The 12,142-nt window shown below is 62.6% G+C and carries 8 protein-coding genes; 7 read left to right on the top strand and 1 reads right to left on the bottom strand.

Going from position 1 to position 12,142, the window contains the following annotated elements:
* Positions 1 to 454 precede the first annotated feature (454 nt).
* The 6 genes from JKV55_RS18200 to fusA all read left to right on the top strand — a co-directional run bounded on the left by JKV55_RS18200 (position 455) and on the right by fusA (position 9,829).
* The gene (locus tag JKV55_RS18200) at positions 455 to 2,194 is read left to right on the top strand and encodes a dipeptide ABC transporter ATP-binding protein (protein ID WP_202088387.1); all 1,740 of its coding nucleotides are present in this window, start codon (positions 455 to 457) and stop codon (positions 2,192 to 2,194) included.
* Between the two features lie 20 nt (positions 2,195 to 2,214).
* On the top strand, positions 2,215 to 3,771 hold the full coding sequence (locus JKV55_RS18205; RefSeq protein WP_202088389.1) for an ABC transporter substrate-binding protein: 1,557 nt from the start codon (positions 2,215 to 2,217) through the stop codon (positions 3,769 to 3,771).
* Between the two features lie 319 nt (positions 3,772 to 4,090).
* Positions 4,091 to 5,065: an ABC transporter permease gene (locus JKV55_RS18210; RefSeq protein WP_202088390.1), complete on the top strand. Its 975-nt coding sequence runs from the start codon at positions 4,091 to 4,093 to the stop codon at positions 5,063 to 5,065.
* Between the two features lie 5 nt (positions 5,066 to 5,070).
* Positions 5,071 to 6,006, top strand: coding sequence for an ABC transporter permease (locus tag JKV55_RS18215; protein ID WP_202088392.1), 936 nt, complete (start codon positions 5,071 to 5,073; stop codon positions 6,004 to 6,006).
* Between the two features lie 201 nt (positions 6,007 to 6,207).
* Positions 6,208 to 7,563 carry a hypothetical protein gene (locus tag JKV55_RS18220; RefSeq protein ID WP_202088394.1) on the top strand — a complete coding sequence of 452 codons (1,356 nt, stop codon included), beginning with the start codon at positions 6,208 to 6,210 and terminating at the stop codon, positions 7,561 to 7,563.
* A 172-nt stretch (positions 7,564 to 7,735) separates the two neighbouring features.
* Positions 7,736 to 9,829 (top strand): elongation factor G, encoded by a 2,094-nt coding sequence (gene fusA, locus JKV55_RS18225; protein WP_202088396.1) that lies wholly within the window; start codon positions 7,736 to 7,738, stop codon positions 9,827 to 9,829.
* 99 nt (positions 9,830 to 9,928) lie between these two features.
* On the opposite strand, the gene JKV55_RS18230 is transcribed toward fusA, so the two are convergent.
* Positions 9,929 to 10,834: a LysR family transcriptional regulator gene (locus JKV55_RS18230; RefSeq protein ID WP_202088398.1), complete on the bottom strand. Its 906-nt coding sequence runs from the start codon at positions 10,832 to 10,834 to the stop codon at positions 9,929 to 9,931.
* 105 nt (positions 10,835 to 10,939) lie between these two features.
* Here JKV55_RS18230 and JKV55_RS18235 point away from each other — a divergent pair, with 105 nt between their 5' ends.
* A complete protein-coding gene (locus tag JKV55_RS18235) occupies positions 10,940 to 12,085 on the top strand; it encodes a CaiB/BaiF CoA transferase family protein (protein ID WP_202088400.1) in 1,146 nt (381 codons plus the stop codon).
* The last annotated feature ends 57 nt before the right edge of the window (positions 12,086 to 12,142 follow it).

The following is a 12,142-nucleotide window of genomic DNA, read 5'->3' on the forward strand; positions in this document are numbered from 1 at the left end:
CATTGTTCCACGCGGCTGACTGCCATTGCTTTGGGATCTCGCCGGGATCGGATTATTCCGGTCGAGTTCCGAGGTGGGGAAAACGTTTTCCACCTGTTTTTACCTGGCCGACATCACCTTTGGATGCTTCCACGCTTGCTTTTTAGAGCAAAGTTTCTATTCTCTTTTGGTTCGCGCTGATCTATCTTGATATGAAATGTTAGTCATAAATTCTGCATTAAGAATCATGTTTGAAATTTGTTGCTGAATTTGTGAGCCAGATCCGGATAACTGGGATTCAGTTTTCCATAAAGGGGCTTACAATACTTTCAAATGTTACTTTCTTGTTGCCGGGTAAAGTGCAGGACGGCTTTTGTCATAGCACGCTGGCAATACAGAACGACGTCGGTTGCATGCCCAGGCATCGCCGGTAAAGGATGCGGTATCGAGGGGCTTGCCCCGGTTAAGGATGAAGATGTCCCTGCTAGAAGTGAAACACCTGCGGATCGAGTATCCGTCCCGCCACGGCGTCATGGCCGCCGTCGAAGATCTTTCCTTCAATATCGAAAAGGGTGAAATACTCGGGGTGGTCGGCGAGTCCGGCGCCGGCAAGTCCACCATCGGCAACGCCGTTATCGATCTGCTGAGTCCGCCCGGGCGCATCGCCAGCGGCGACGTCTACCTGGATGGCGAGAAGATCTCCGGGCTGCCGCCCGCCGCCATCCGTGCCGTGCGTGGCCGGCGTATCGGCTTTATCTTCCAGGATCCCATGACTTCGCTCAATCCGCTGTTCACGGTGGAATACCAGATGGTCGAGACCCTGCTGGCCAATACCGAACTGAGCCGTGAGCAGGCCCGGCAGAAGGCGGTGTCCCTGCTCGACGCGGTGGGTATTCCCCAGCCCGAGCTGCGCATCAAACAGTATCCGCACCAGTTCTCCGGCGGCATGCGCCAGCGGGTGGTGATCGCCATCGCGCTGTCGTGCGATCCGGAGCTGATCATCGCCGATGAGCCCACCACCGCCCTGGACGTGTCCATCCAGGATCAGATCCTCAGCCTCATCCGCACCCTGTGCAAGGAGCGCAACGTGGGCTGCATGCTGGTCACCCACGACATGGGCGTGGTGTCGAACGTGACCGATCGGGTGGCGGTGATGTACCGGGGCCGGCTGGTGGAAATCGGCCCCACCGCCAAGGTGCTGGGCAGCCCCGAGCACGCCTATACCCGCAGCCTGATCTCCGCCGTGCCCCGTTCCGACGTCAAGCTGGTGCGCTTCCCGCTGGTGTCCTATATCGAGGACGCCAGGGAAATGGTGCATCTGGATCTGAAAACCCACTGGCTGGGCCAGCGCCAGGATCAGCGGCAATACCAGGGCGCCCTGCTGCGGGTAGAGCACTGCAACCTGCGCTTCGTGACCAAGGATTCCTTCTTCCCCTCGCGCCGGGAGTACCTGCAGGCCACCCACGACGTCAGCTTCGAGATCTTCGAAGGGGAAACCTTCGGCCTGGTGGGGGAGTCGGGCTCCGGCAAGTCCACCATCGCCCGCGCCATCACCGGCCTCTATCCGCCCGACAGCGGAAAGATCTGGTTCGAGGGCATAGAGCTCACCGCCATCAAGAGCGAGCAGGAGCGCCGCCCCCTGCGCCGGCAGATGCAGATGGTGTTCCAGAACCCCTATTCCTCCCTCAACCCGCGCATGCGGGTGGAAGACATCATCGCCGAGCCCATCCGCTTCCACAAACTGGCTTCGAGCGAGGCGCAAATCCGGGGCATCGTCGCCGATCTGCTCGACTACGTGGGCCTGGGCCGGGCCGCCGGGGTCAAGTTCCCCCACGAGTTCTCGGGCGGCCAGCGCCAGCGCATCTCCATCGCCCGGGCCCTGGCCACCCGGCCGCGGCTGCTGATCTGCGACGAGCCCACCTCGGCGCTGGATGTCTCGGTGCAGGCACAAATACTGAACCTGCTCAAGGATCTGCAGGATGAACTCAAGCTCACCATGCTGTTTATCAGCCACGATCTGCCGGTGATCCGGCAGATGTGCGACCGCATCGGGGTGATGAAAAAAGGCACCCTGGTGGAGGTGGCACCCACCGAACAGCTCTTTACCAAGGCGGCGGATCCCTACAGCCGCTCGCTGATTTCCCTGATGCCCGAGTTCAAGGGCATGTCCCGGGAAGGTCTGGATATTTCAGACGTGGCCGCCGGCCAAAACTAATCCCATCGACGGAGTGTGAAATGAAAAAAGGACTCAACAAAGTAACAGCGGCGCTGCTTGCCGCCGGTTTCGCCTTCAGCCTGCAGGCGGCGGACATCACCATCGCCTACGACTCGGATCCCACCTCCATGGATCCCCACGAGCAGTTGTCGGGCCAGACCCTGGAAATGTCCCACCTGCTGTTTGACCCCCTGGTGCGCTGGACCAAGGACTTCGACTTCGAACCCCGGCTGGCGGAGAAGTGGGAGCGTCTTGACGAAGAGACCATGCGCTTCCACCTGCGCAAGGGCGTCAAGTTCCACAGCGGCAACGAGCTGACCGCCGACGACGTGATCTGGACCTTCAACCGGCTGAAGGAATCCCCCGACTTCAAGGCCATCTTCGAGCCCTTCGCCGAGGCGGTGAAGGTGGATGAGCACACCGTGGATCTGGTGACCACAGGGCCCTTCCCGCTGGTGCTGAACACAGTGACCTACCTGTTCCCGATGGACTCCAAGTTCTACAGCGGCACCACCGAGGACGGCAAGGACAAGGCGGAAGTGGTCAAGCACGGCAGCTCCTTCGCCTCCACCCAGGTGTCGGGCACCGGCCCCTTCAAGCTTAAGTTCCGCCAGCAGGGCGTGAAGGTGGAATACGAGCGCAACGCCGACTACTGGGACACCGGTTCCCCCGGCAACGTGGATAAGATTACCCTGGTGCCGATCAAGGAAGACGCCACCCGGGTAGCCGCCCTGCTGGCCGGCGACGTGGACTTTATCAAGCCGGTGTCCCCCAACGATCACGACAGGGTCAAGGCCGCCGCCAACGTCAAGCTGGTGACCGAGCCGGGTACCCGCATCATCACCTTCCAGCTCAACCAGGACCGCTTCGAGCCGTTCAAGGACGTGCGGGTACGCCAGGCGGTGAACTATGCCATCAACCAGGACGGCATAGTCCAGCGCATCATGCGCGGCTTCGCCACCACCGCCGGCCAGCAGCCGCCCGCCGGTTACTTCGGCCACAACCCCGAACTGGTGCCGCTGTTCGATCTGGACAAGGCCAAGCAGCTGATGGAGGAGGCCGGCTACAAAGACGGCTTCAAGATCAGCATGATCGCCCCCAACAACCGCTACGTGAACGACTTCCGTATCGCCGAGGCGGCGAAGGCGATGCTGGCGCGCATCAATATCGAGGTGGATCTGAAGACCATGCCGGTGGCCCAGTACTGGCCCGAGTTCGACAAGTGCGACGCCGACATGCTGATGATCGGCTGGCACTCGGACACCGAGGACACTGCCAACTTCTCGGAATTCCTGACCATGACCCGCAACAACGAAACCGGTCGTGGCCAGTACAACTGCGGCCATTACGCCAATGCCAAGCTGGACGGCCTGATCGAGGCGGCCAACCTGGAAACCGACCTGCCCAAGCGGGAAGCCATGCTGCAGCAGGCCGAGCGCATCCTCTATGACGACGCCGCCTTCGTGCCGCTGCACTGGCAGAACCTGGCCTGGGGCGCACGCAACAACCTGGAGGCCGAGGCCATCGTCAACGCCATGGACTTCCCCTACCTGGGCGACCTGGTGGTGAAGGAGTAATGCGGCAGGGAGCGGGAATGAGATCGTAGTAGCAATGCGCTCGCTCAGGACTGCTCTTAGGTATTTAAGGCGTCACCCCCGCGCAGGCGGGGGTCCATGTGTTGTTGCCAGTTCCTCGGTATTCACGGGAAAGTGCAACGGGCTCTGGATACCCGCCTTCGCGGGCATGACACCGTAAATTGTGACCTCCTTCCCAGGCTCCGCGTGGGCAGGCAGGGGAATGACGAGAACGAATATTCCTCGTCCGGCTTCGGCACAGCCCGGATCCTTTCGCGCGACCCTGGTCGCGATGAGTCAATTACAAGGAAACTATCAGGTCATGTTGACGTTTTTACTGAAACGGGTGTTCCAGGCCCTGATCGTGATGTTTGTCATCAGCCTGGTGGCCTTTTCCATCCAGGACAACCTGGGCGACCCCCTGCGCGAGCTGGTGGGGCAGTCGGTATCGGAAGAGGTGCGCCAGCAAATGCGGACCGAGATGGGGCTGAACGATCCCTTCCTGGTCAAGTACGGGCGCTTCGTCGGCAACGCGCTGCGGGGCGACTTCGGCACGTCCTATTTCTTCAAGCAGCCGACCCTGGAGGTGATCTTCCAGAAGCTGCCGGCCACCCTCGAGCTGGTGTTCTGCGCCAGCCTGATCATCATCGCCCTGAGCATACCGCTGGGGGTGTATTCGGCCATCAAGCCCAGATCCTTCCTGTCCAAGGCGATCATGGGGGTGAGTATCATCGGCATTTCGGTGCCGGTGTTCCTCACCGCCATCCTGTTGATGTACGTGTTTTCCATCGAGCTCGGCTGGCTGCCCGCCTACGGCCGGGGCACCACCACCAGCCCGTTGGGGTGGGACTCGGGGCTGTTCAACTGGCAGGGTGTCCGTAACCTGATACTGCCGAGCATAGCGCTGTCGTCCATCATGCTGCCGCTGTTCATCCGCCTGGTACGCTCCGAGATGCTGGAGCAACTGAGTGCCGAATACGTCAAGTTCGCCTGGGCCAAGGGCCTGGCCAAATACCGTATCTGGTTTATCCACGCCCTGAAGAACACCCTGCTGCCGCTGATCACCGTGGGCGGGGTGCAAATCGGCACCATGGTGGCCTACACCATACTCACCGAGACGGTGTTCCAGTGGCCGGGCATAGGGCTGCTGTTCCTCGAGTCCATCAACCGGGTGGACACGCCGCTGATCACCACCTACGTGATTTTCGTCGGCTTTATCTTCGTGGTGACCAACACCATCGTCGATTTGATCTACGGCCTGATCAACCCCACCGTCAACCTGGCTGCCAAGGGATGAGCACCATGAATACAGACGTCAGCCTGAGCCGCTGGGCCCGCTTCAAGCGGTCGGATTTTTTGTACCACTTCCTGCGCGACAAGGTCGCCATGGTCAGCTTCGCGGTGTTCGTGGCGCTGGCGGCGGCGGCTTTTTTGTCGCCGCTGGTCGCCCCCCACAACCCCTACGATCTGGCCACCATCGACATCCTCGACTCCGAACTGCCGCCGAGCTGGCTGTCGGGCGGCGACGAGCGCTTTATGCTCGGCACCGACGTGCAGGGCCGCGATATCTTCAGCACCATCCTCTACGGCTCCCGGGTATCGCTGATGATCGGCCTGGGCGCGGTGGCACTGCAACTGGCCCTCGGCATCGTGGTGGGGCTGTCCGCCGGCTACTTCGGCGGGCGCATCGACAACTTCCTGATGCGCATCGCCGACGTGCAGCTGTCCTTCTCCACCATGATGGTGGCCATCATCGTCTCGGCGGTGTTCCAGGCCACCCTGGGCGCCGATTTCTACGCCCAGTACGCGGTGCTGATGCTGGTGGTGATCATCGGCCTGGCCGAATGGCCCCAGTACGCCCGCACCATTCGCGCCACCGTGCTGGCGGAGAAGAAGAAGGAATACGTGGAGGCGGCCCAGGTGATGGGCTTCAAGTCCATGCGCATCATGTTCCGCCATATCCTGCCCAACTGCCTGTCGCCGATACTGGTTATCTCCACGGTGCAGGTGGCCAACGCCATCATGAGCGAGGCGGCGCTGTCCTTCCTCGGCCTCGGCATGCCGGTGGACAAGCCCTCGCTGGGGTCGCTTATCAGCATGGGCTTCAGCTACATCTTCTCCGGCTCCTGGTGGATCACCGCCTTCCCCGGCATCTACCTGGTGGTGTTGGTACTGGTGATCAATCTGCTCGGCGACTGGTTGCGGGACGTGTTCAATCCCAAGATCTACAAGGGATAAACCTCTGGCAGAGGCGGCTTAAGGACGGTGACTGGGGATTTGGAACTCTTGCCCAATCCCCCATCGCCTGGCGGATCGCGCGGCGGGTGTTGTGCCTACCAGGGGCGGCGTCAAGGTAGCGGCCGGTAATCTGATGCATTGGCACAGGTGCGGCGTTATGATCGGCGTTTTTCCCCAGTTCGGAACAACGGAGCCCCCGCCTTGCTGACCCTGCTGTTCAACCGTTTTCCCGCTCTTTCCCGCCAACGCCTGTCCGGCGGGCTGATCCTGCTTTCCATGGCGGTGGTGGCCGCCGATCTGCTGGGGCTCCCGGTGGAGCGAACCTGGGCCGGGGCGGGGTACTGGGCGGCGGCGGCCTTGTTGTGGCCGGGGCTGGCCCGACGCAACCGCATCCAGGCACTGCTGTTGCTGGCCGTTGGCGGGCTTTGCCTGGCCTGGAGCGTCCGGCAGGGGGCGGCAGTGGAGTTGGGGCGGATTGTTTCCAGCAACAGCGGCCTGCTTTCCATGCTGGTGGCGGTGAGTTTTCTTGGCCTGGTGAGCCGGCCCGCAGGCGAAAGCGAAGAGCGGCTGCCGCGGGGGAGGCGGGCGGTGGCCTCTACCCTGGGGGCGGTGCACCTGTTTGGCTCCGTCATCAACCTGTCGTCGGTGTTCATCATCGGTGATCGCCTGGCCCGGCAGGGCAACCTGAGCCGGGAACAGTCGATAGTGCTGATCCGGGGCTTTACCGCCGCCGCCTTCTGGTCGCCATTTTTCGCCGCCATGGCGGTGGCGCTGAGCGTGGCGCCCGGGGCGCACCTGGCCAGCCTCTGGCTGGTGAGTATGCCGCTGGCCTTGTTGGGGCTGGGCCTGACCTTCTGGCAGCTGTGCCGGCAGCAAGGCGAAGAGGCGGCGCCGGTGGGAGATTTTACCGGCTACCCCCTGCATCCGGGCGGAGTCTGGCTGCCGGCCCTGCTGGCGGCGGCGGTGCTGCTGCTGCATCAGCTGTGGCCGGCCTTGTCCATTCTGGCGGTGATCACCCTGCTGGCCCCGGCGCTCAGCCTGTTGGTGCTGTTCGGTGCCAGGCGCTCGCCGTTGGCGGCCCTGGGGCGGCTGGTGAACGGCCGTCTGCCCCAAATGGGCAACGAGCTGGCGCTGTTTCTCGCCGCCGGGGTGCTGGGTTACGGCCTGGAAACCCTGATCGTTACCTGGGGCGGTACCCTGCCGCTGCAGGGCTTTGGTGCCCTGGAGGCGAGCCTGACCTACCTGGCTACTGTGCTGCTGTCGCTGCTGGGCATTCATCCCATCATCTGCATCGCGCTGGCGGGATCGGTGCTGGCGCCGTTGTCACCCGACCATACCCTGCTGGCGCTGGTGTTTCTGTCGTCCTGGGCGGTGGGCACCGCCACCGGGCCCCTGTCCGGCATCAACCTGGCGTTTCAGGGGCGCTACGGGGTGGATTCGTTCCGCATCATGCGCTGGAACCTGGGCTACCTGGGGCTGATGTCGGTGCTGGTGGTGCTGGCCATCTGGCTGCTGGCCGCCTTGCTCGACTACCAGGCCGCCAGCGGCGGCGCATAAGCCGCTCCCGATAGGCCGGATGTTGTTCGAAAAATGCGCGCTCCTGCATTCTGGCCATTTGCGCGCGCCAGGGTTCTACTGCATAATGTGCGCCTCGAAAACTGATGTGCGGTGTGTCGGTACTCTTCACATGCTCCGTCTACTTCTTCAATCAACCATATAAAGTTGCATCATGTCCGAATTATCCAAATACAGAAACATTGGTATCTTTGCTCACGTTGACGCGGGCAAAACCACGACCACCGAACGTATCCTCAAGCTGACCGGCAAGATCCATAAACTGGGTGAAGTACATGACGGTGAATCTACCACCGACTTCATGGAGCAGGAAGCCGAGCGGGGTATCACCATCCAGTCCGCGGCCGTCAGCTGCTTCTGGAAAGACCACCGCTTCAACGTTATCGACACCCCTGGACACGTTGACTTCACCGTTGAAGTTTACCGCTCCCTGAAAGTGCTGGACGGCGGTATCGGCGTATTCTGTGGTTCCGGCGGCGTTGAGCCCCAGTCCGAAACCAACTGGCGCTATGCCAACGAATCCGGCGTTGCCCGTATCATCTTCGTCAACAAGCTGGACCGTATCGGTGCCGACTTCCTGCGCGTGGTTCAGCAAACCCGCGACGTGCTGGCCGCCAACCCGGTAGTCATGGTGCTGCCCATCGGTATCGAAGACGAGTTCAAGGGTGTGGTCGACCTGCTGACCCGCAAGGCCTATGTCTGGGACGAGAGCGGTGATCCCGACAAGTACACCGTTGAAGACGTGCCGGCCGACATGGTCGACCTGGTGGAAGAATACCGTGAAAAACTGATCGAAAGCGCCGTAGAGCAGGACGACGACCTGATGGAAGCCTACATGGAAGGTGAAGAGCCCTCCATCGAAGACATCAAGCGTTGCATCCGCAAGGGTACCCGCACCATGGCCCTGTTCCCGGCCTTCTGTGGTTCCGCGTTCAAGAACAAGGGCATGCAGCTGGTGCTGGACGCCGTTATCGATTACCTGCCGAGCCCGACCGAAGTCGACCCGCAGCCGCTGACCGACGAAGAAGGCACCGAAACCGGTGAATTCGCCATCGTTGACGCGGATGCCCCGCTGAAGGCCCTGGCGTTCAAGATCATGGACGACCGTTTCGGCGCCCTGACCTTCGTGCGCATCTACTCCGGCCGCATCAAGAAGGGTGACACCATCCTCAACAGCGCCACCGGCAAGACCGAGCGGGTTGGCCGCATGGTGGAAATGCACGCCGACCAGCGTACCGACCTGGAATCCGCCCAGGCCGGCGACATCATCGCCATCATCGGCATGAAGAACGTGCAGACCGGTCACACCCTGTGTGACGTCAAGCACCCCTGCACCCTGGAAGCCATGGTGTTCCCCGAGCCGGTTATCTCCATTGCCGTTGCACCGAAAGACAAGAACGGCTCCGAGAAAATGGGTATCGCCATCGGCAAGATGATCGCCGAAGATCCCTCTTTCCGCGTGGAAACCGATATCGATTCCGGTGAAACCATCCTGAAAGGCATGGGCGAACTGCACCTGGACATCAAGGTCGACATCCTCAAGCGTACCTACGGCGTTGAGCTGATCGTGGGTGAGCCGCAGGTGGCCTACCGCGAAACCATCACTGCCGAAGTGGAAGACAGCTACACCCACAAGAAGCAGTCCGGTGGTTCCGGTCAGTACGGTAAGATCGACTACATCATCCGTCCGGGCGAGCCGAACACCGGCTTCGTGTTCAAGTCTTCCGTGGTGGGCGGTAACGTACCCAAGGAATTCTGGCCAGCGGTCGAGAAAGGCTTCGGCAGCATGATGAACACCGGTACCATCGCCGGCTTCCCGGTGCTGGACGTTGAGTTCGAGCTGACCGACGGTGCCTACCACGCGGTTGACTCCTCGGCCATCGCGTTCGAAATCGCCGCCAAGGGCGCCTTCCGTCAGTCCATCGCCAAAGCCAAGCCGCAACTGCTGGAGCCGGTGATGAAGGTTGACGTGTTCAGCCCGGAAGACAACGTGGGTGACGTTATCGGCGACCTGAACCGTCGTCGCGGCATGATCAAGGATCAAAACGCCGGCGTGACCGGTGTGCGCATCAAGGCCGAAGTGCCCCTGTCCGAAATGTTCGGTTACATCGGCTCCCTGCGTACCATGACCTCCGGTCGTGGCCAGTTCTCCATGGAGTTCTCGCACTACACCGCTTGCCCGGCCAACGTAGCCGAGAAAGTGGTTGTCCAGGTGAAAGAGCGCAAGGCCGCCGAAGGCAAAAAGTAATGCCGGCGTAAGCCTCTGCATTCAACAAAAACCGCTGCCCCGGCAGCGGTTTTTTTATGCGTGCGAGGCAAACGGCGCCGGTCTTCCGAAGCGCTTCGCCTAGGGTGTTGCCGGCTCCTCCGTAAACATCCGTTTTACCTCCGCCATCACCGCCTCGGCCACCGGGGTGGGGGAAAAATGGTGGGAGTGGGCCAGCACCAGCCGCTGCGAAGGCAGCGGATTGGCGATGGGGCGGCACACCAGGCGGGCACCGTCTTGGGTCAGATCCGACAGCGGACGGGTGATCAGCAGGGCGACCCCGAGCCCCTGGGCCACCATGCCGCGCACCATTTCCAGCGAGGTGGTGCGGTAGGCGATACGGGGCTCCAGCTGGTATTGCCAGAAGGGCGACATCAGAAACTCCCGGCTGTGCGGCAAGTCGATCTGGATCAGCGCCTCCCCGGCCAGATCCTCCAGTGACACGGCCTGCTGCCGGGCCAGCGGATGTGCCGGGGGCAGGGCGGCGTAGAACCGGCACTCCTTGAGCAGCTGCACCCGGGGGCGTTCGGTCATGCCCAGATCATAGGTCAGCGCCAGCTCGACCTGGCCGGTGTCCAGCATGCGGCTGATGGAGCCGAGATCCCCCTCGCGCAGTTGTACCTCCACCCCGGGCAGCGTTTCCCGCAGGCGGCGCAACAGGCCGGGCACATAGGGCGGCCCCAGGGAGCTGAAATAACCGATGGTGATCTGGCCGCGCAACTGTTGCCCGGCATCCTGCGGCTCGGCGAACATCTCGGCACGGGACAGCAGGGTCCGGGCTTCTTCCAGCTTGCCGCGGCCGAAGGGGGTGATGGCCAGCCCCCGTGGCGGGTTGCGGATAAACAGCTCGGCCCCCAGCTCGGCTTCCAGGTTGCGCACGATCAGCGAGACCGACGGCTGGGACAGGTGCAGCTGGCGGGCGGCGGCGGCGGTACCGCCGCTTTCGGCCACCGCCACGAACACCTTGAGTTGATGCAGGGTTATCACTACTAGAAAAATCTATATTTAATATATGTAACTAATATTTTACACAATATTCACCCGCTGACAAACTCAGAGCCAAGACTTCACCACCACTCTGAGGCCCATACCATGGAACAGCAGCACCAGCGTCAGCCCCTGGCCGGGATTAAAATCGTCGATCTCACCCGGGTCCTGTCCGGCCCCTTCTGCACCGCCCTGTTGTCGGATCTGGGCGCCGAGGTCATCAAGGTAGAACCGCCAGGCGGTGATGAGTATCGCCATGTGGGTCCCTTTGAGCAGGGAGAAAGCGCCCTGTTCACCCTGATGAACCGCAACAAGAAAGGGGTGGTGGTGGATCTGAAAAATCCCGGGCACCTGGCCCGCTTGCTGGAGCTGGTGCGCGAGGCCGACGTCCTGGTGGAAAACTTCAAGCCGGGGGTGGCCGAACGGCTGGGGGTGGGCTTTGCGGCCATCAAGGCCATCAACCCCGACATCATCTACGCCAGCATTTCCGGCTTCGGCCAGCGGGGCGAGTCGAGCGGCCTGCCGGCCTACGATCTGGTGGTGCAGGCCATGTCCGGCATCATGGCCATCACCGGCGAGCCCGACGGCGAGCCGACCAAGGTGGGCGAGTCCATCGCCGATCTGGCCGCCGGGCTCTATGCCTCCTGGGCCATACTGGCCGCCCTGTTCGACCGGCAGCGCAGCGGCGAGGGGGTCCACCTGGATATCGCCATGCTCGACTGCCTGTTCTCGCTGATGCCGACCCCGGTGGCCCAATGGATGTTCGGGGGCGAGGCACCGGGGCGGGTCGGCAACCGTCATCCCTTGTCCACGCCCTTCGGCTCCTTCAACGCCGCCGATGGCCGGGTCATTATCGCGGTGCTCAACAACCGCCAGTTTGCCGCGTTGTGCGCCGTCATGGGCCGGCCCGGGCTGGCGCAGGACGCCCGCTTCGGATCCGACGAGGCCCGCACCCGCCACGAGCCGGCGCTGCGCGACCTGATCGAAAGCTGGCTGTCCGGCCACAGCGTGGCGTCGGCCATCGCCAGCCTGGCGGCGGCGGGCATTCCCGCCTCGCCGGTGCTGGACATGGGCGAGGTGCTGGCGCGGGCCCAGCAGGGCGAACGCCGGCTGCTGCGTACCCAGCGGCACGCGCGCCTGGGCGAGATCCCCATGATGACGCAGCCGGTACGGGCCAGCGCCTGGGCCAGCCCGGCGCCGGCAACGGCCCCCGCCCTGGGGGAGCACGACGCCGAGTTGTTCCGACCCTAAGCCGGCCCATTCCCACTTTCATTACGCCACACCGGCGCGGCCGGTGGGCCCCGTTGC

Source organism: Zobellella iuensis (assembly GCF_016746085.1).
In the GTDB taxonomy this organism is placed as follows: Bacteria; Pseudomonadota; Gammaproteobacteria; order Enterobacterales; family Aeromonadaceae; genus Oceanimonas; species Oceanimonas iuensis.

Excerpts from the sequence above, each read along its gene's own strand:
- JKV55_RS18200 (WP_202088387.1), top strand. The coding sequence starts at position 455 with ATGTCCCTGCTAGAAGTGAAACACCTGCGGATCGAGTATCCGTCCCGC.
- JKV55_RS18205 (WP_202088389.1), top strand. The coding sequence starts at position 2,215 with ATGAAAAAAGGACTCAACAAAGTAACAGCGGCGCTGCTTGCCGCCGGT.
- JKV55_RS18210 (WP_202088390.1), top strand. The coding sequence starts at position 4,091 with ATGTTGACGTTTTTACTGAAACGGGTGTTCCAGGCCCTGATCGTGATG.
- JKV55_RS18215 (WP_202088392.1), top strand. The coding sequence starts at position 5,071 with ATGAATACAGACGTCAGCCTGAGCCGCTGGGCCCGCTTCAAGCGGTCG.
- fusA (WP_202088396.1), top strand. The coding sequence starts at position 7,736 with ATGTCCGAATTATCCAAATACAGAAACATTGGTATCTTTGCTCACGTT.
- JKV55_RS18235 (WP_202088400.1), top strand. The coding sequence starts at position 10,940 with ATGGAACAGCAGCACCAGCGTCAGCCCCTGGCCGGGATTAAAATCGTC.